Source organism: Frigoribacterium faeni (assembly GCF_007988805.1).
In the GTDB taxonomy this organism is placed as follows: domain Bacteria; phylum Actinomycetota; class Actinomycetes; order Actinomycetales; family Microbacteriaceae; genus Frigoribacterium; species Frigoribacterium faeni.
Genome location: NZ_BJUV01000015.1, coordinates 20984 through 40738, shown reverse-complemented (window position 1 = coordinate 40738; position 19755 = coordinate 20984). Strand labels below are relative to the sequence as shown.

At 74.3% G+C, this 19755-nt stretch carries 13 protein-coding genes; 8 read left to right on the top strand and 5 right to left on the bottom strand.

The features are described 5' to 3' along the window. Window positions 1-139: 139 nt before the first annotated feature. The gene (locus FFA01_RS08690; RefSeq protein WP_146855074.1) at window positions 140-1360 is read left to right on the top strand and encodes an MFS transporter; all 1221 of its coding nucleotides are present in this window, start codon (window positions 140-142) and stop codon (window positions 1358-1360) included. Between the two features lie 150 nt (window positions 1361-1510). Here the strand turns inward: FFA01_RS08690 and FFA01_RS08685 are convergent, their stop codons facing one another. Next, entirely contained in the window at window positions 1511-2125 is a 615-nt protein-coding gene (locus FFA01_RS08685) for a histidine phosphatase family protein (RefSeq protein ID WP_146855071.1), read from the bottom strand. A 217-nt stretch (window positions 2126-2342) separates the two neighbouring features. On the opposite strand from FFA01_RS08685, the gene FFA01_RS08680 reads away from it, so the two are divergent. The 6 genes from FFA01_RS08680 (at window position 2343) to FFA01_RS08655 (ending at window position 10917) form a co-directional block, all read left to right on the top strand. Next, entirely contained in the window at window positions 2343-3956 is a 1614-nt protein-coding gene (locus FFA01_RS08680; protein ID WP_146855069.1) for an ABC transporter substrate-binding protein, read from the top strand. Then, window positions 3953-5062 carry an ABC transporter permease gene (locus tag FFA01_RS08675; protein WP_244289776.1) on the top strand — a complete coding sequence of 370 codons (1110 nt, stop codon included), beginning with the start codon at window positions 3953-3955 and terminating at the stop codon, window positions 5060-5062. The genes FFA01_RS08680 and FFA01_RS08675 overlap by 4 nt, the downstream gene beginning before the upstream one ends. After that, window positions 5059-6036, top strand: a complete 978-nt coding sequence (locus tag FFA01_RS08670) for an ABC transporter permease (RefSeq protein WP_244289775.1) — start codon at window positions 5059-5061, stop codon at window positions 6034-6036. The genes FFA01_RS08675 and FFA01_RS08670 overlap by 4 nt, the downstream gene beginning before the upstream one ends. Window positions 6037-6107: 71 nt before the next feature. Beyond that, complete coding sequence (locus tag FFA01_RS08665) at window positions 6108-7946, top strand: dipeptide ABC transporter ATP-binding protein (protein ID WP_146855172.1); 1839 nt, start codon at window positions 6108-6110, stop codon at window positions 7944-7946. Then, window positions 7943-10288: a CocE/NonD family hydrolase gene (locus FFA01_RS08660; protein ID WP_244289773.1), complete on the top strand. Its 2346-nt coding sequence runs from the start codon at window positions 7943-7945 to the stop codon at window positions 10286-10288. The genes FFA01_RS08665 and FFA01_RS08660 overlap by 4 nt, the downstream gene beginning before the upstream one ends. A gap of 47 nt (window positions 10289-10335) precedes the next feature. Beyond that, window positions 10336-10917, top strand: a complete 582-nt coding sequence (locus FFA01_RS08655; RefSeq protein WP_146855067.1) for a TetR/AcrR family transcriptional regulator — start codon at window positions 10336-10338, stop codon at window positions 10915-10917. A gap of 49 nt (window positions 10918-10966) precedes the next feature. Here FFA01_RS08655 and FFA01_RS08650 read toward each other — a convergent pair whose 3' ends face one another. The 3 genes from FFA01_RS08650 to FFA01_RS08640 are packed head-to-tail and all read right to left on the bottom strand — an operon-like array spanning window position 10967 to window position 17078. Next, a complete protein-coding gene (locus FFA01_RS08650; protein ID WP_146855064.1) occupies window positions 10967-14431 on the bottom strand; it encodes an ATP-binding protein in 3465 nt (1154 codons plus the stop codon). Next, complete coding sequence (locus FFA01_RS08645; RefSeq protein ID WP_146855061.1) at window positions 14428-15324, bottom strand: DUF4194 domain-containing protein; 897 nt, start codon at window positions 15322-15324, stop codon at window positions 14428-14430. The genes FFA01_RS08650 and FFA01_RS08645 overlap by 4 nt, the downstream gene beginning before the upstream one ends. Further along, the gene (locus tag FFA01_RS08640) at window positions 15321-17078 is read right to left on the bottom strand and encodes a DUF3375 family protein (RefSeq protein WP_167627326.1); all 1758 of its coding nucleotides are present in this window, start codon (window positions 17076-17078) and stop codon (window positions 15321-15323) included. The genes FFA01_RS08645 and FFA01_RS08640 overlap by 4 nt, the downstream gene beginning before the upstream one ends. A 141-nt stretch (window positions 17079-17219) precedes the next feature. Between FFA01_RS08640 and FFA01_RS08635 the strand changes: the two genes are divergently transcribed. Continuing rightward, the gene (locus FFA01_RS08635) at window positions 17220-18179 is read left to right on the top strand and encodes an ATP-grasp domain-containing protein (protein ID WP_146855055.1); all 960 of its coding nucleotides are present in this window, start codon (window positions 17220-17222) and stop codon (window positions 18177-18179) included. A gap of 191 nt (window positions 18180-18370) precedes the next feature. Here FFA01_RS08635 and FFA01_RS08630 read toward each other — a convergent pair whose 3' ends face one another. Continuing rightward, window positions 18371-19702 (bottom strand): amidohydrolase family protein, encoded by a 1332-nt coding sequence (locus FFA01_RS08630; RefSeq protein ID WP_146855052.1) that lies wholly within the window; start codon window positions 19700-19702, stop codon window positions 18371-18373. Window positions 19703-19755 lie beyond the last annotated feature (53 nt).

The window sequence follows — 19755 nt, the reverse complement described above, 5'->3', positions numbered from 1 at the left end:
TGACGCGAGGCGACGCTAGGCTGCGGGCATGCTCAACGCCGGGGATTGATCGGGATCCGCGCCTCCTCGAGGTGCGGACCACCCGATCTCATTCATCAGCACGCCGCTCGGCGTGCTCGTTCCCCTGGAGTCATCCGCCATGCCGTCCACCCGGACCGCACGTCATCTCGACGTGCTCGCTCTACCCCGCGTACCGCTCACCTTCTCCGCCGCCCTCGTCGGCCGCGCCGCGTACGCGCTCGTCCTCCTGCCCCTGCTCTACGCCGTCACCGAGGCCACCGGATCCATCGCCCTCGCCGCTACCGCCGTCGCCGTGTACGGCGCGACCGCCAGCCTCCTCGCCCCGGGCCGCGCCTGGCTGATCGACCGCCACGGCGCGCGACCCGTGCTCGCCGTGCTGATCGTCTCGTTCGGAGCCGGGGTGGCGGGGATCGCCGCCGCCTCCCTCCTCGGCGCCCCGGGCACCCTGCTCATCGTGCTCGCGGGGCTCGCCGGGGCGTGCGCGCCTCCGCTCGGACCCACCATGCGCGTCGCCTGGGGGCGGCTCACGCCCGACGACGAGATGCTGCGGACCGGCCTCAGCTTCGACGCGGTCATTGAGGAGCTGCTCTACCTGGCCGGGCCGGCGCTCGCCGGGCTCGCCCTCGCCATCGTGGCTCCCGGGGCGGCGCTGTTCGTGCCCGCCGTGCTCGTCGTGGTCGGCGGTCTCGCGTTCGTCGCCACGCCGACCGTCGGCGAGATGAGCGTGCGCGGCGTCGCTCCGCACCGTCGCGGGCGGGGCGGATCGCTGCTGCGCGACCGTCGCTTCGTCGGACTGCTGCTGCCGGCGGTCGTCGCCGGCGGGGTCTCGGGCACGATCGGCATCGCGGTGCCCGTGGTGCTCGCGGACCGGGGCGGTCCGGCCGCGGTCGGCATCGCGCTCGGCGTGTTCGCGGGCGGCAGCGCGCTCGGCGGGCTCCTGTTCGGCGCGATGCGGGTGCCGGGGTCGCCCGCTCGACAGCTCGTCGTCCTCGCGGCGGCGCTGATGGGGGTGACGTCGCTCGTCGCGGTCGTCGGCGGGGCCGTCGGTGTCAGCGTGGTGCTGGCCGTCGCGGGGCTGTTCTTCTCGCCGATCATGATCGTCGCGTACGTCGCCGCCCACGCGGCGGGCGGCGAGCACCGGCAGAACTCGGCCACGACCTGGGTGAACACCGGGCACAACCTCGGCGGCTCGGTCGGCAGCGCCGGAGCGGGCGTGCTGATCCAGGCGGCGGGGGCGCCGACGACGCTGGTCGTCGTCGCGGGCGTCGTCGGGGTGCTGCTCGCGGTGTCGCTCGTCCTGGCGTCCGCTCGCCCCGCCGCGGAGGACGCGAGCGCGTGATCCCGGGCGGGTCCGCCCGAGCCGGGCGCCCTCGGGTGCTCGTCTCCCGCGGACCCGCCTCGCCGCCCTGGCCGTCGAGTGGTCCGACGATGCTCTTCGTGGCGCCGGGAAGAGCATGTTCCGACCAGTCGATCCCCGGGGCCGACGCGGTCAGACGGAGAGCGGCTCGCCGTCCCACTCGGCGGCGCGCCAGCCGTCGACGCTCGAGCCCTCGAGCACGACGACGCCCGTGTTCGCGACGCCATGCGTGCGGCTGAACTCCGCGTCGAGGTTGGTCGCCGTGCTCGACGCCCAGACGCAGATCGCGGCCTCGTGCGAGACGATCGCGACCGTCGCGTCGGGCGACCCGGCGGCGGCCTCGACGGCGGCGACGGCCCGGTCGAAGCGCGCCATGAACCCGACGCCGCTCTCGCCGCCCGGGATCCGCGCTTCGGGGTCGACCCACCAGCGCTGCATCGTGCCGGCGTAACCCTGCATCGCCTCGGCGTAGGGGAGGCCCTCGAGGTCGCCGGCGTCGATCTCGAGCAGACCGTCGAGCTCGACGTGCGGCACGTCGAGCGCCTCGGCCACGACCGACGCCGTCTGCACCGCCCGCAGGGCCCGCGACGAGTGCACGGCGGCGAGCGGCGTCCCGGCGAGCGAGGCGGCGAGGGCCGTGGCCTGCTCGAGGCCACGCTCGGAGAGGGGCGGGCCGGGAGGCCGCGACCCGATCGTGCGGGCGACGTTGTCGGCGGTCTCGCCGTGGCGGATCAGCAGGAGTCTCATGAGGTGACGCACGTTACCGCAGCCCCGCGCCTCCTCGGCGTCCGGCCGGTGCCCGGCAGATGGGGAGCCGTGCCGAGGATGCGCGGGGTCAGGAGCCCAGGAGGCGCGGGGTGCGTCGGGCGGTGTAACGAGTGCGTAAAAGGTGGGGCCCGGGTTCGTGGTCGTCACGGATCTGCCTTATCGTTCAGCGGAACGATAAACGGAAGGCCATTCCCGAATGACACCGCTCGTCCCCTCCTCCGACCACCGGTCGCAGCCGAGTCGCCGCACCGTGCTGGCCGGCGCCGCCGGCCTCGCGAGCCTGGCCGGGCTCCTCACGCTCGCCGGATGCGCGCCGGCCCGCAGCACGCCGACCATCCCCGAGGCCGCCGCGACGGGCACCGCCGCCCGGGGCGGGCGCCTCCGCATCGCCCGGCCCGCCGCATCCGCGGCCGAGACCCTCGACTCCGCCAGCTCGCTCTCGGCCTACGAGTACCTCGGCGCGCTCTACAACCGCCTGGTCAAGCTCGACGACGCGGGCGTCACCGTGCCCGACCTCGCCGCCGACTGGTCCGCGAACGCCGACGGCACGAGCTGGACCTTCCGGCTGCGCGAGGGCGTGCGGTTCCACGACGGACGCCGCTTCACCGCCGCCGACGCGATCTACTCGATCGAGCACATCCTCGACCCCGACACGGCCTCGCCCCAGGGGGAGGTGCTCGCCGCCATGATCGGCCCCGGCGGCATGAGCGCCCCCGATCCTCTCACCCTGCGCATCGACCTGCTGACGCCGAACGCCGAGTTCCCCTCGCTGCTGACCGCGTACCAGTGCTACATCATCCCCGAGGGCAGCGCCGACCCCGCCGAGGGCGGCGGCATCGGACGCACCGGCATCGGAACCGGGCCGTTCCGGCTGTCGGGCTTCGAGCCCGCGGGCACCGGCAGCGTCGAGGCGTTCGAGGACCACTTCGCCGGCCGCCCGGTGCTCGACGGCATCGACTTCTACTCGATCCAGGACACGACGGCGCGGGTCAACGCCCTGCTCGCCGGCCAGATCGACCTGATCAGCCAGACCAACCTCGACTTCGCCACCGCCCAGGTCGTCAGCGCCTCGGCCGGGGCGACCGTCGCCCGGGCCCCGGACGCGCAGTGGTACACGATCCCGATGCTCGCCACGAGCGACGAGTTCAGCGACCCGCTCGTGCGCCAGGCGATGAAGCTGGCCTACGACCCGACGGCGGTCGTCGCGACCGCCCTGCAGGGCACCGGCTCGCCCGGCTGGGACAACCCCGTGCCTCCCTCGCAGGCCGTCTGGCTCGACGAGCAGCGCGAGTACGACCCCGACAAGGCGCGCGCCCTGCTGAAGCGGGCCGGCCGGGAGGGGCTCCGCACCGAGATCTACACGTCCAGCTACGAGTCGGTCTTCACCCCGATGGCCGTCGCCTACCGCGACGCCGTCCGCGACGCCGGCGTCGACCTGACCGTGCGGAACGCCTCGTCCGACTCGTACTACACGCAGATCTGGATGCAGAAGCCGCTGATGGTCAGCTACTGGTTCACCGGTCGCCCGATCGATCAGCTGCTCAACCAGATCTTCCGCACGGGCTCGTCGTACAACGAGAGCGCCTGGTCGAACCCGACCTTCGACGGCCTGCTCGACGACGCCCGCGCCGAGATGGACGACGACCGCCGCCGCACCCTCTACCAGGACGCCCAGCGCATCGTCGTCGAGGACAGCGCCGACATGACCCCGATGTTCGGCGACCGCCTCGTCGGGCTGTCACGCGAGGTCGTCAACTACCGCGAGTACGGCTTCGAGTTCGACTACCTGCAGATCGGACTGCGCGCATGAGCCCCACGACCGACGCGGACCGCACGACCCCGCCGACCCCGCGCTCCGCCGCCACGCGCGGCCGCGACGCGATGCGGGCCGTCGAGAGCGAGACGGCGGAGCCCGGCCCGACCCGCACCTCCTCGACCGGCCCCGCGGTCGCGGCGACGCTGATCGTCGTCGCCCGCCGCGTCGGCACCGCCCTCCTGACGGTGCTGCTCGCGTCGTTCTTCGTCTTCTTCGCCGTGCAGGCGCTGCCCGGCGACGTCGCCCAGCAGCTGCTCGGGCAGGACGCCACGCCCGACGCGCTCGCCGCGCTCCGCGAGACGCTCGGCCTCGACCAGAACGTCTGGGCCCGCTACGGCGAGTGGCTGCTCGGCGCCGTGCGCGGCGACTTCGGGCTCTCGCTGGTCAGCGGCGCCCCGGTGGGCCCCGACCTGCTGATCGCGTTCCGCAACAGCATGCTGATCGCGCTGCCGGCGATGATCGTCGGAGTCACCCTGTCACTGACCCTCGGCGTGATCGCCGGGGTCCGCCGCGGACGCCCGAGCGATCACGCGATCTCGCTGATCAGCCTGGTCGTGATGAGCGTGCCCGAGTTCATGGTCGCGACGATCCTCGTGCTGCTGTTCGCGATCGCCATCCCGATCTTCCCGGCCGTCGTGCTCCGCGGCGACAGCGCCACCGTCGCCGAGCTGCTGCCGAGCGTCTGGCTGCCCGTGATCGTGCTGACCCTCGCGATGGCCGCCTACATCGTGCGCACCGCGCGGTCGTCGACGATCGACGTGATGGCGAGCGAGTTCGTCACCACGGCCGAGCTCAAGGGCCTGTCGACGCGTCAGGTGGTCTGGCGACACGCGGTGCCGAGCGCGCTGCTGCCGACGCTCAACGTGGTCGCGCTGAACGTCGCCTGGCTGCTCGGGGGAGTCGTGGTCGTCGAGAACGTCTTCAACTACCCGGGCATGGGCAAGCTCATGCTCGAGTCCGTCTTCAACCGCGACCTGCCGACGATCCAGGCGATCGCCGTGGTCAGCGCCCTGGTCTACGTCGTCTGCAACCTGGCCGCCGACCTCATCGCCCTCGCGCTCGATCCGAGACTGCGCACCCGACGGAAGGCCCGCTCATGAGCACGACGGACAGCGGAGGCACCGGCGGCCGCGGCGGCGTCGGGACCGAGGAGGCGCGCGTCGCCCCCACGGGACGGCCCGGCGGACCGCAGACCCCCGGCGGCCTGCCCCGGCGACTGCACGGGATGGCGACCGGTCTGACCAGCAGCCTCCGCGCCTCCTCGGCCCTGCGCATCGGACTCGGCCTGATCGCCCTGCACGTGCTGCTGGCCGTGCTCGCCCCCGTGATCTCGGGGCACGACCCGGTCGCCACCGACTCGACCGCCGCCCTGACCGGATCGAGCGGGGCGCACTGGCTCGGCACCGACCAGTACGGGCGCGACATCCTGTCGCGCACCCTGAACGGAGGGCGCTACGCCCTCGTCGTGACGTTCCTCGCCACGACCATCGCCGTCGCGATCGGCACGGTGCTCGGCTGCGTGACCGCGTACGCCGACGACTGGTTCGACGAGGTCGTCATGCGCATCGTCGACGCGCTGCTCAGCGTGCCGTCGATCCTCGCGCTGCTGGTCGTCGTCACCGTGTTCGACTCCGGGCTCTGGGTGATCGTGCTCGCCGTCACGGTGATCTACGCGCCCGCCGTGACCCGCGTCGTGCGCGGAGCGGCGCGCACCGTCATCACGCAGGACTACGTGACCGCCGCCCGCGCCCGCGGCGAGAAGCCGCTGAGCGTCGTGTTCCGCGAGATCCTGCCGAACGTGACCGACGTGGTGCTCGTGGAGTACGCGATGCGCGCCTCCTGGATCGTGCTGCTGATCTCGACCCTGTCGTTCCTCGGGTTCGGCGCCAACCCGCCGACGCCCGACTGGGGGCTGATGGTGCAGGAGAACCGCACCGCCCTGACCGTCGTCCCGTGGGGCACGCTCGCCCCCGTCGTCGCCCTCGCCACGCTCGTGATCGGGCTCAACCTCAGCGCGGACGGGCTCAGCAAGTCGCTGGGCGTCGACCGCGCGCAGAAAGGGGCGGTCTCGTGAGCGCTCGTGTGAACGACGGTCCGGGAGGCGCGGATCGCGTCAGCGGATCGGCCTCGGCCTCGGACGGTGCGGTGGCGGTCGCCGACCGCGGCGCCGACGTCGTCGTGCGGGTCTCCGACCTGGCGATCTCGTACGCCGCCGGTCGCCGTGAGGTGCCCGTCGTGCGCGGGGTGAGCTTCGACGTGCGGGCCGGGCGCGCCCTCGGTCTCGTCGGCGAGAGCGGCAGCGGCAAGTCCACCGTCGCCCGCACCCTCATCGCCCACCTGCGACGCGGATCCCGGATCGTCGGCGGCAGCGTGACCGTGGCGGGCGACGACGTGTTCGCCCTCGACGAGCGCTCCCGCCGGGCGCTGCGCGGCGGGACCGCCGCCCTCGTCGCCCAGAACGCCGGTCAGGCGCTCACCCCGTCGATGCGCGTCGGCCGCCAGCTGCGCGAGGCGCTCGAGAGCCACGGCCTGCCGGGCGGCGACGACCGCGTGCTCGAGCTCGTGCGCCACGTCAGGCTGCCCGACCCCGAGACCATCGTGCGGCGCTACCCGCACCAGCTGTCGGGCGGTCAGCAGCAGCGCGTCGCGATCGCCATGGCCATCGCGGCGCGACCGAGGCTGCTCGTGCTCGACGAGCCGACCACCGCGCTCGACGTCGTGACGCAGTCGGCGGTGCTCGAGCTGATCCGCGACCTCGCCGTCGAGCTCGAGATGGCGATCGTGCTGGTCAGCCACGACATGGGCGTCGTCTCGACCATGGTCGACGAGATCGCCGTCATGCACGACGGGCGCATCGTCGAGCACGCCCCGACCGCCTCGCTGTTCGCCGAGCCGCAGCACGAGTACACCCGCGAGCTGCTCGCGAGCATCCCGCGCGTGCGGTCCGCCGACGCCGCGCCGCCGGCGGCCGCCGCGGCCCCGTCGGCCGCCGCGGCCACCGCACCGGGTTCCGAGCACCGCACCGGGTCGAGACGCGGTGCGCTGCACGAGACGCGGCGCGCTGCGGCCGCCGCCTCGCCCGCGCCCGCGGCCGCGTCCGCGGCCTCGCCCGAACCGCCGATCGTGTCGGCCCGCGACCTCGTCGTCCGCTACGGCCGCGGCCTCCCGGCCGCCGTCGACGGCATCTCGTTCGACATCGCCCCGCGGGAGACGCTCGCCGTCGTGGGGGAGTCCGGCAGCGGCAAGTCGACCCTCGCGACGGCGCTGGCCGGACTGATCCCCGCCGAGTCGGGCACCTTCGCCTTCCGCGGCTCGGACGGCGTCGACAGCGACCTCGCCCAGCCGGTCGCCGCCCGGTCGGCGGCTCTGCGACGGTCGATCCAGCTCGTCTTCCAGAACGCCGACACGTCGCTCAACCCGCGTCGCACCGTCGGCGCGGCGATCGCCCGTCCGCTGCGGCTCTTCACGGGCGAGGCGAGCCCGGCCCGCGTCGCGGAGCTGCTGGTCGAGGTCGGATTGCCCGCCGAGTTCGCCTCGCGTCTGCCCGCCCAGCTCTCGGGCGGCCAGCGTCAGCGCGTCGGCATCGCCCGGGCGCTGGCCGCCGGCCCCGACCTGATCATCGCCGACGAGATCACGACCGCCCTCGACGTCCGGGTGCAGGCCGACGTGCTCGATCTGCTCACCGGCCTGCGCGACGAGAAGGGCCTGAGCTGCCTGTTCATCAGCCACGATCTCGCCGTCGTGCGCGGGGTCGCCGACCGGGTGGCCGTGATGACCGGTGGTGCGATCGTCGAGATCGGCCCGACCGACCGCGTCTTCGCCGGCCCGAACCACCCCTACACGCGCACGCTGCTCGACGCGACGCTCGACCCCGGCAGCACCGAGCTGCCCGGCGTCGGCGACGCCCGACCGCGCTGGCGCGACGCCGACGGCTGGGACGACCTCGGCGACGGACACCGCGTCAAGCACTGGGAGGCCCTGTGACCCACGACGCCACGAGCACGGACGAACGAGCCGAGGAGGCGCGGGTCGAGAACTCAGGACGCCCGGACCCGTCGCGGGTCGGCGACTCCGGAGATCCGGCGGCGGATCGCGTGGGCGGCACCGAGCGGCGGCAGGAGTCCGGAGCAGCCGACGGCGGCGGCGGCGACGGGACGGGCGACCGGGTCCTCCGTGAGCTCCCGTTCCCCGACCGGGCCGAGGTCGAGGCCGATCGCGAGCGGCGTCGACGAGCCGAGGCGCGCCTCCTCGACGACGCCCGGGTCCAGGCCGGCGCCCGCGAGCTGAACGCGCAGGGCGTCCTGCCGGTCGCCGTCCGCGACGAGTGGGTGCCGATGCCCGACGGCACCCGGCTGCACGCCCGCATCTGGGCGCCGATCACCGACGAGCCGGTGCCCGTGCTGCTCGAGTACCTGCCCTACCGCCTCGACGACTGGACCGCCCCGCGGGACAGCGAGCGGCACCCCTGGTACGCCGCCCGCGGCTATGCCTCGGTCCGGGTCGACATCCGCGGCACCGGGTCGAGCGACGGGCTGTTCGACGACGAGTACTCCGAGCAGGAGCTCGCCGACGGCGTCGCCCTGATCGAGTGGCTCGCCGCGCGACCCTGGTCGACCGGCGCCGTCGGCGCGTTCGGCATCTCGTGGGGCGGGTTCAACGCCCTCCAGCTCGCCGGCCGCGCCCCCGCCGCGCTCAAGGCGATCGTCACCGTCTGCTCGACCGACGACCGCTACGACAACGACGTGCACTACATGGGCGGCGCCGTGCTCGGCATCGACATGGCCTCGTGGGGCGGCACCATGTTCGCCTTCAACTCGCGACCCCCGCGGCCGGAGGTCGTCGGGGCCGACTGGATCGCCCGCTGGCGCGAGCGCCTCGAGCACAACCGCCCGATGACGACCACCTGGCTCTCGCACCAGGAGCGCGACGACTACTGGCGTCACGGCAGCGTCTGCGAGGACCACTCGTCGATCCGCGCCGCCGTGCTCGCCGTCGGCGGCTGGGCCGACCCGTACCGCGACGCGGTCCTTCGTCTGGTCGAGAACGTCGACGCCCCGGTCAAGGGCATCATCGGACCCTGGTCGCACCAGTACCCGGACCGCGGGCTCGCTCCCGGACCGGGCATCGGGTTCCTGCAGGAGACCCTGCGCTGGTGGGACCGCTGGCTGCAGGGCATCCCCACCGGCGTCGACGAGGAGCCCGCCCTCCGCGCCTGGATCAACGACTCCGAGCCGCCGGCGACCTACTACGCGAACCGCACGGGGCGCTGGGTCGCGGCGTCGTCCTGGCCGGCACGGGAGACCGACGCCCGCACCGTGCCGCTGAGCGCGCTGCGCGGCGGCGGGCACGGCGACGTCGTCGTCCGCTCGCCGCAGAGCACCGGGCTCGATGCGGGCCGGTTCTTCCCGTTCGGCAACGCCACCGACCTGCCGCCGGATCAGCGCGCGGAGGACGGCCGCTCGGTCTGCTTCGACCTGGTGGTCGGCGACGGCGGCGACGCGCCCCTCGACCTGCTCGGCCGGGTCGTCGTCGACCTCGCCGTGACGAGCGACGTGCCCGACGCCACCGTCATCGTGCGGCTCTGCGACGTCGCCCCCGACGGCGCCTCCACCCTCGTGACCCGGGGAGTGCTCAACCTGAACAAGAGGAACGGGCGCGATCGCGCCGACGACCCGATGGAGGCGCGGGTCGAGCAGACCGTGCGGGTCGAGCTGGTCTCGACCGGGCACTCCCTCCCGGCCGGCCACCGCCTCCGGATCGCCGTCTCGTCGGCCTACTGGCCGTGGGTCTGGCCGCACCCCGTCGAGGCGACCCTGACCGTCGCACCCGAGCGCAGCAGCGTGACCCTGCCCGTCTGGACCCGGGGGCGCGACGAGGGGCCGGTCGACGACGGCATCGTCTTCGAGGCCCCTCAGCGGGCGGAGCCCCTGGCGATCCGCGCCCTGCCGGCGACCTCGGACCTGCCGCAGCGCAGCGTGTCGCACGACGTGGGCACGGGCGAGTGGGTGCTCGACGTCGATCCCGGCTACGGCGGCGGGCGCGTCTACCCCGACGGGCTCGTCTTCACCGAGGACAGCCGTGAGACCTACCGCATCGTCGACGGCGACCCGCTGTCGGCGTCCGCCGAGTCGCGCTGGGCGATCGGGCTCGAGAAGCCCGATTGGCGGGCCTGGCTCGAGACGAGCTCGCGGGTGACGGCGTCGGCCGCCGAGTTCCGGGTCGAGAACACCGTCACGGCGTGGGCGCGCGACGGCGGGCCCGAGGCCGAGGTCGTGCTGGTCGCCGAGCGCTCGTTCGACGAGCGCGTGCCGCGGACGTCGGCGTGAGCGCGGCGGCGGCGACACCGCCCCCGGGCACGCGGCAGAAGCCGGCCGTGCGCCGGGCGCTGATCGTCGAGGCCGCGCGCGGGGTCATCCTGCGCGACGGGCTCGGGGCCACCCGCCTGCGGGACATCGCGGCCGGGGCCGGCGTGTCGATCGGCACGGTCACCTACCACTTCGCGAGCGTCGCCGAGATCCTGAACGAGGTCGTCGTGCTCGAGACGGCGCGGTTCTACTCCTCGATCATCGAGGCCGTCGACGCCGAGCCCGACCCCGTGGTCGGCGTCCGGATGCTGGTCGATCCGCTCTTCGCGGCGACGGACGAGACGGACGAGCACTGGCGGCTCTGGTCGGACTACTGGACGGCCGTGGCCCGCAAGCCCGCCGTCGCCGCCGAGTACGTCGAGCGGATCCGGGTCTGGGAGGCCTGCCTGACCCGCACCCTGCGGCGCGGCGTCGCGGACGGCCGCTTCACCACCGCCGATCCCTCCGCCCTCGCCCTCAAGCTGGCCGCCTACAGCGACGGCCTCGCCACGCAGCTCGCGCAGAAGGCTCCCGGGCTGACGAGCGAGCTGGCGCTGCAGTGGATGTGCACGTTCCTCGAGCACGAGACCGGCGCCTCCTTCACGGGCTGACCCGCGCCTCCTGAGCGGGCCGGGGAGGCGCGGGCCGGGGAGGCGCGGATCAGTCGAGCGCGGCGGGGTCGAGACCGTGCCGCTCGACCTCCATCGCCTGGCGGATCGTGAGGGGGTAGATGCGCGACAGCTCGGGGTCCGACGGGTCGCTCGAGATGTACGCGACGCTCTCGACGTGCTGCTCGAACGCGTTGACCTTGTCGCGCGGCGCGCCGACGACGAGCTGGAACCCCAACGACCGGAAGGCCGCCAACGACCGACCGGTGTATTCGTTGTCGGCCTTGACGAAGCCCTCGTCGAGCACGATCGGCGCGTAGGTCGGCACCCGGTCGGTGCCGTCGCCCAGCCGGAACCTCAGGGCCGCGCCGAGCACGAACGCGATCAGCTCCTGCCCCTCGCCGCCCGATTTGCCGGCCACGCCCTCGTGCACGATCTGCGTGCCGTCCCGACGCGTCTCGATCGCCCGGAACTGGTAGTGCTCGCGCGCGTCGAGGACCCGGCGGCGCCACGCCTCGCCCGCCCGCGAGCGCTCCTCGAGGTGCGCGAGGTCGTGCCGCAGGGCGAGGAACCGCCGCTCGACGACGTCGGGATCCGAGGAGGCGCGGGTCGCGTCGCCGGCGGCCCCCGACGTGTGCTCGCGCAGCGTCCGCCGGAACTCCTGCAGGTCGCCGTTCGACACCGGCCGGGGCTCGATGTCGAGCGTCGACCCCTGACGGAACTCGATGGCCCGCAGCGCCTGCGAGATCGGCCGGACGCCGCGCCTGATCACGTGGCCGTCCTCCTCGATCTGCACGAGGAGCGCCCGGAGGCTGTCGCCCATGTCGCTGCCGGCCTTCTCCAGCCAGCGCTGCTTCGCCTGGGGCAGGTCGTCGTCGAGCAGGGTCCGATGGATCGCCCGCACGGCGGGCAGGCTGTCGATCGTGGCGTCGATGCCGGCCGAGCGGTCGAGCTCGAGGTAGCGCTCGAAGACCACGACCAGCGTGTTCTCGGTCTGGCTCCGCTCCCGATCGTGGGCGTCGACCTGGGAGCGCAGCTGGGCGGCGGCGTCGCGGTAGGCGCGCTCGACGTCGGCGACCTCGCGGGGTGCCGCGAACGGCAGCGGGGCGAGCAGCGCGCGCTCGTCGTCGGTGAGCGGCTCGGCCTCGGCCAGCGCCAGGGCGTCGCTGAAGGCGTCCTCGATGTCGACGAGGGTGGCGTGCGTCGCCTCGAGCTGGTCGAGCAGCTGCTGCACGGCCGAGCCGCGTCGCACGGCGGCGAGCCGGTCGTCGTCGTGCTTCGCCGCCTCCGCCTGCAGCGTGCCGATCTCGGGCCGCTCGGTGGCGAGACGGTCGAGCTGCGCGGTCAGCTCGTCGAGGCGCCGCCGGGCGGGGGCGGCGTCGAGGTCGGCCCAGGTGAACTCCGTCGACCGCGCCACGGCCTGCTGCACGCGGCGACGCTCGGTCGCCTCGGCCTCGGCGGCGTCCCAGGCGGCGCGGGCCTCGGCCAGGTCGCGGTCGAGGGTCGCGATCTCGTCGGACAACTCGGAGATGCGCGAGCCGTTGTCGAAGCCGATCCACGAGCGCGTGCGCCGGTCGTCCTTGACCACGCGACGGCGCGCCCCGGTGCGGAGGCCCGTGCGGGTCACGGCGCCCGTGACCCCGGAGGGCAGCGGCTCGTCGAGCTGATCGGCCTCCTCGACGCAGAGCACGCTGCGGTCGCCGACCAGCTCGTCGTGCAGCCAGCCGGCGAACGGGCTCGACTCGTCGAGCTGCACCATCGCCGGCACGGTCCGCTCGATCGCCTCGCGCTGCGGGCGGACGCCGGTCGTCGCGGGCACGAGCGTGAGGCGCCCCCGCATGTCGTTGTCGTTGACGAAGCGGCGCACCGCGTCGAACCGCGCACGGTCGACCAGGAGGTGCGTGGCCAGATCGCCGAGCACCCGCTCGATCGCCACCGACCAGCCCTCGTGCTCCGGGGCGACCTCGAACAGCTCGCCGGCGTAGGGCAGGCTCGAGACCGGCACGCCGGCCCCCTGAGCGATCCGCAGGCGTCGCTCGACGGCGTCGTCGGGCACGTTGCTGCGTCGCTGCTCGAAGGACTGCTTCTGCTTCCGACGTGCGGCGAGGGCGCGTTTCGCCTCGCTGATGCGCGCGGCCAGCTCGGTTCGCTCGTCGGCGCCGGCCCGGCGGGCGACGGCGTCGTCGTCGGCGAGCCGGTCGGCCCGCTGCTGCAGGGCGGCGAGCTCGTCGGCGGACCGCGGCAGGGCCTCGCCGGTGCCGTCGAGCACGGCGGCCAGCCGGCCGCGCTCGCGCTCGATCTGCGCGAGCCCTCGCTCGGCGTGCGCCACGTGCTCGCGGAGCGACTGCGACGGGTCGCCCCCGAGATCGGCGATCTGGGCCAGGGCGCTCTCGCGGCCCCGGAACGCGGCGTCCTCGTCCGCCGCGGCGCTCCTCCTCGCCTCGGTCTGCCGGCGCTTGTCGGCCGTCACCCGGTCGACCTCGCCGCTGACCCAGGTGCCGACCCTCTCGGCCAGCCAGACGCGCAGCCGGCTGGGGCCGGCGTCGTCGACCAGGAGGCGGCGCTTCGCCGAGGCGTCGTGCCCGGCGAGCTCGTACCGGTCGGCGAGCGCGGGCACGTTCTCGAGCACGCCGAGCTTCTTGCGCGTGGTCTCGAAGACGTCGTAGAGCGCGGAGGCCTCCCGGTAGGTGCCGAGCGTGGTCTCCCACCGGCTGAGCGCCTTGGGCTGCGTCAGCACGAACTGCTTGAACAGCTCGTCGATCGAGAAGACGCCCTTCGACGCCTGGGCCCGGCGCAGGAGGGTGAGGGCCTTCAGCTGCGACTCGTCGCTGCCGCCGATGCCGAGCTCGGCGCAGAGCTGCACCCGCAGCTCCGGCTGCGAGTAGGTGACCAGGTCGCGGGTCGGGTCGACCAGGCGGCCGAGGGAGCCCTTGGTCAGCGGACTGGTGCTCGTGCCGTCGCGCTGGACGTCGTTCAGCCGGCTCAGGTCGAAGCGGCCGCGCACGAGCAGGTAGACGCTCGCCTGGGTCACGTCGTCCTGGCTCGAGGTGTCGGCGGCGATCCAGGCCAGGCGCACCGCGGTGACGGTCTGACCGAGCTCGGTGCTGTACGTGATCGCGGCCCCGCTGGCGAACGCCTGACCGAGCGGACGGAGGAACCGGGTCGTCGTCCGGTCCGTGCCGGCGTCGCGGACCTCGTCGGTCTTGCCGCGGGCGTAGCTGTAGACGGTGCGCTCGGAGCGCTGACGGGTGTCGTCGCGGGCGGCGCGGTTGAACTCCTGCGGGTTCGGCATGATGACCGCGGCCATCGCGTCGAGCACGGTCGACTTGCCCCGTCCGGTCGGTCCGAGGATCGCGATGCCGCCCCGGCCGACGGGCATGCGGTGCAGCCCCGCGTAGCCGCCCCAGTTGAGCAGCTGGACGAGCTCGATGCGGTACTGGCCCGAGTGGAACATGCCGAGATCCGGGGAGGCGCCGGTCTCGTCGGCGAGAGGCGTGGTGGGGTCGGCCGGGGTCATGCCTGGTCTGCTTCCGGGTCGAGGGGGAGGTCGAGGGCGACGGCGGTGGGGTCGGGCTCGGCGGTGTCGTCGGGGTCGCCGGAGTCGGAGTCGGCGCCGTCGTCGGCGTGCCCGGGTTCGTCGCCGGCGTCGTCGTCGAGGGCGTCGGGTTCGGCTGCGCCGTCGATCGAGGCGTCGGGCTCGTCGGCCGGCGCCTCCGCCCCCGCCGCCTCGAGGAACACCCGCTCGACGTGCGCGAGCTGCTCGACGGTGATCAGCGGGACGATCGCCGGGGCGACGACGAACAGGCTCGGGTCGTCGGGCTCGGGCTCGAGGAGGTCGCGGTGCACCATCGCGGCGATGGCCGCGTCGACCCGTCGCATCGAGCGGATCTCGTCCTGCCCGGCGTCGTCGTGGTACCGGCTCAGGAACTCGGCGACCTGGTCGCGGGACACCACGACGGCCTCGTCCCGCGCGTCGCTGTACGCGTGCTCGCGGCGCAGGAAGACCATCAGCAGCGACGCGTCGCGCGACAGCGGCTTCTCCCGTCGCAGCAGCACGGGGACGTCGTCCCGCCCGCTCTGGCGCTTGAAGGCCACCTCGTACTCGTGGTCGACCGTCAGCACGAGGAACATCTCGTCGAGTCGCGCCCGGATCTCGGGCTCGTAGGCCAGCAGGCCGGCCCAGGCCTCGCCCTGCTTCGCCCGGGAGACGAAGCGGTGCGTCAGCAGGGTGACGAGCGCCTTCCGGCCGGCGAGCGGCAGCTCGTCCGGTGCGCGCAGCCCGGCGTCGGCGCGGGCGTCGAGGTCGCCGACGTCGGTCCCGGCCCCGGGCGGGTCCGAGGCCTCGAAGGCGGAGGAGGCGCGGGTCTCGTCCGACCCCGGGGACTCGTCGAGCGGCGATGCGGGGGTCATGCGGGGTCCTTCGGGTCGTGCGGCGCGAGAGCGGGGGTGGGGGCGGGAGCGGGCGCGGCCGCGTCGTCGGGCGCGGCGTGGCGACGGAAGACCAGGCGGGGCAGCGTGACCCGCCGACCCGCGCCTCCGGGGCTCGCGTCGTCCGCCGACAGCGTGACCGTCTCGGTCTCGTCGTCGACGGCGCCCCGGTCGAGTGCGAGGTCGAGCATGCTCAGCACGAGCCCGAGGCGGCGGAACTCGGGCTCGGTGGCCTCGTAGACGTCGGCGCTGGTGACCTCGTCGCGCTCGAGCAGCAGCCGGTCGAGCGTCGCCGAGACGGCCGCGGTGCTCGTGCCGGAGGTGAGGCGCAACGCGGCGCGGTCGGCGGCGGGCAGGCTCGCCCCGGCGTCGGAGACCGTCACGTCGACCGTCGGACGGCCGCGATCGCTGTGGAGCTGCGCCTGGCTGATGTCGACCACGTCGAGGGCGCCGAGACCGAGGACGTCCTCGGGCATCGTCGCGGGACCGGGGCGGCGCTCGGCCCAGACGCCGCCGGCGTGCAGGGCGCGCTCGGCGAGGGTGAGCAGCCGCTGGTGCCTCTCGGCGCTCGTGCGACTGAGGAACCGGCGGAGCGACGACGTCCAGCGCCCGTACGTCTCCTGGACGGACTGCTCCTCGGCGAGCAGCGACGAGATGAGCGACTCGAGCTGCGTGCGCTGCCGGTCCGTCAGGTGCCGGGCGGCGGCCGGGTGCGAGAGGATCGCGTCGATGTCGGCCCGCATCACGTCGATCTCGCGTGACGACAGCATCTGCGCGAAGCCGCGGTAGGCCCGGCCCTCGGGGGTCTGCTCGAGCAGGTCGTTCTCGCGGAGGTACTGCTCGACCAGGGCGCCCTTGCCGACGTGGTCCATCGACGCGCTGCGGGCGACGAGCCGGTGCCGCTGCTCGACCATCTGGCTGAGCTGACGGAAGTCCTCGGGCAGCGACGCGGTCAGCCGGACGACCTCGCGCACCTGGCGCTTGAGCACGTCCGGGCTGACCGGCTCGGTGCCATGCTGCTCGATCTGGTCACGACGGCGCTGCAGCTCGGCGATCTGCTCGTCGAGGCGGGCGACCTGGGCGTCGCGGCTCGGGTCGGCGAGGCCGGCCAGCTGGCCGACGGCGTGCGCGATGCTGCCGAGGCGGGCCTCGCTGACCGCGTTGTCCTGCTCGACGAGCTCGCGGACGATCCGCAGCGCCTTGAGCGCGTGCGGCGAGAGACGGTAGCGGGCACGGGAGTCGCCGCCGGTGCGGTCGCGACCGCCGTCGTCGCCGCGCCCGTCGCCGTCCTCCGAGGAGGCGCGGGTGCGGATCAGCCAGCGGCTGTCGACCCAGCTCCGGCAGTAGTCGGCGGGCGTCGTGCGGGCGTCGGGGGCGGCGGCCGGATCGGGGGCGGCCGCGTCGGGAGAGTGCGGGGCCGGGGCGCCCGGAGCGGCGGGGTCCGCGGTCGACGCGACCCGCGCCTCCTCCGGGAGCGTGCCGTGCTCTCCCGCCTGCGCGGCGGACGCCTGCTGCTCGGCCTGCTCGGCCGCGTTCCGCTCCAGGGCGACGGCGACCCGCTGGTGGAACCAGTCGGCCGAGACGGGCCCCTCGGCGTGCTCGAGGTGGCGGGAGAACAGCGGCAGCATCCAGCGGCTGTTGTAGCTGCGGAGCAGAGCCCAGGTGGGGTCGTCCTCGTACGCCGCGCGCACGTCGTCGCGGCTCAGGGCGTCGTCGTGCCCTGACGATTCGTTCACCAAGCGGACCTCCGGCAGTCGTCGGACGAGGATACCAACTGGCCGCCTCCCGTCCGGCCGCGTGCGCCGCCTCGCCGCGCGTCACGCGTCACGCGTCGACATGTGGAGGATCGACGGAGGCGGGTGGTGCAGTCTCGAGGGATGACCTCCCGCTCCGACGTCACCGACCCGACACCCGTCGTCCACATCCTGCACGACAACGCCGAGTGGCTGCCCCCGCTCGTCGCCGCCCTCGACGCCGCGGGCGTCCCGCATCGCGAGCACCTGCTCGACGGGTACGCGTTCGATCTGTCCGCCGCGCCTCCTGCCGGGGTGTTCTGGTCCCGCCTCAGCGGGTCCGCTCACACGCGGGGCCGGTCGACGGCCAAGGAGGTGGCGAGGGCGACGCTCCGCTGGGCCGAGCGACACGGTCGGCGGACGATCAACGGCAGCGGCGTCGTCGAGCTCGAGGTGAGCAAGGTCGCCCAGTACCTGGCGCTGGCGCAGGCGGGCTTCGACGTGCCGGCCACGACGGCGGTGTTCGGCACCGACGACCTGAAGGCGCGCGCCCGCGAGCAGACGCTGCCGTTCATCACGAAGCACAACCAGGGCGGGAAGGGCCTCGGTGTGCGCCGGTTCGACGACCTCGCCTCCTTCGACGCCTACGTGGACGGCCCGGACTTCGAGGTGCCCATCGACGGGATCACGCTGCTGCAGGAGTTCCTCGAGGCGGAGGAGCCGTTCAACACGCGCGTCGAGTTCGTCGGCGGACGGTTCGTCTACGCCGTGCGGGTCGACACGTCGGCGGGGAGCTTCGAGCTCTGCCCGGCCGACGCCTGCGTCGTGCCCGACGGCGCCGACCCGGCCACCTTCGCGCCGTTCGCGGTGCGCGCCTCGGTGACGGCCGAGCACCCGCTCGTCCGTCGGCTCGAGGCGTTCGTCGCCGAGCAGGGCATCGAGGTCGCGGGGATCGAGTTCATCGAGACCGCCGACGGCCGGTCCGTCCCGTACGACGTCAACACGAACACCAACTACAACCCCGACGTCGAGCGCGCGTCGTCGGTGTCGGCGGCGGCCACGCTCGCCGCGTGGCTCGGGCGGGTGCTCGCGGACGAGGCGTAGCCCGCGCGTCGTCGTTCTCCCGCCCGCGTCGAGCCCGCGTCGAGCCCGCGTCGAGCTCGCTCGTGCGGTAGCGATCGAGTGGTCCGAAGATGCTCGTCGCTCGCGCGGGACGAGCATCTTCGGACCACTCGATCACCAGGTTGGCCCGGATGCGGGCGCGCGACGAGCGTCGGGGCCCGAGGAGGCGCGGGTCAGGCGGTCGGGAGGCTCCCGGCCACGACGCGCCCTCGCGCCACCACGGCCACGATGTTCGCCGGATCGAGCGCGTCGACGTCGAGCCAGGGGCGCCCGCGCAGCAGCACGAAGTCCGCGGCGGCGCCGACGGCGATGCGCCCGAGCACGGGCCCGCCCGAGGCCGAGACCACGGTCGAGCCCGAGCCCGAGCCCGATCCCGAGCCCGGTTTCGCGGACTCCGAACCCGCGCGGGCCCCGCGCCCGATCGCGACGGCCGCCCGCGACGTGCCGGCCTCGAGCACCCGCGCAGCCGACCAGCCGAGCACCTCGCCCATCCGCCGCAGCTCGGCCATCTGATCGCCGAACCGCACGTGGAACCCGTTGGCGTCGGTGCCGAGCACGAAGTCGACCCCGGCGTCGGCGGCCGCGCGGAAGCCCGCGTCGCGGTCGACGACGAGCGCCCGGGCCGCCTCCTGCTGCTCGGCCGTGACCGGCACCGAGCCGTCGGCGATCGCGTCGTTGATGAGCAGGGTCGGCGCCACCGGCAGACCGGCCTCGACGACCTCGCCGGCCAGCACGCCGTCGAGCTGCGTGGCGTGCTCGAGCGAGTCGACCCCGGCGCGCAGCGCGATCCGGATGCCCTCGTCGGTGTGCGCGTGAGCGGCGACGAGGAGGCCGAGCGCGTGCGCCTCGTCGACGATGGCGTCGATCTCGGCCGTGGTGTGGTTCCGCCACGACGGCTTGTCGCCGTCGGAGAGCAGCCCGCCGCTCGTCGCGATCTTGATGCCGGTCGCCCCGGCCCGGGCGTGCGCGCGGACGAGCGCACGGCAGGCGTCGACGCCGTCGGCGGTCGGCTTGCGCAGCCGGGGGTCGACGCCCGGCGGCACGAACATGTCGCCGTGTCCTCCGGTCATGCTCACCATGCCGTGCGCGAGCAGCCGCGGCGCCTCGACCAGCCCGGCCTCGACCGCGCGGGCCAGGGAGAACTGGACCTCGTCGGCCGAGAGGTCGCGCAGCGTCGTGACTCCGCCGGCCAGCGCGCGGCGGGCGTGCGCGAGTCCGTGCAGCACCTGCTCGGTGGGGGGAGTGACCAGCGGCCAGGTCAGGAATCCCGACGCCGCGCCTCCTGCGTTGCCGATCAGGTGCACGTGCGTGTCGATCAGCCCGGGGATCAGCGACAGCCCCGCGAACGCGGCCGACGGGCCGACGGCGCCGAGCTCGGTGACGACGGCGTCGGGCGCCGAGCCCGACCCGTGCGGACCCCAGGTCACCTCGTGCGGGCCGAGGTGGTCGTGGCCGTCCCAGACGTCGACGCCGACGAGGGTGGTGGGGGAGGAGAGGCGGTGCACGGGGTTCCTAGCGGATCGGTGGAGGGCGGGAGTCGAGGAGGCGCGGGTCGGCC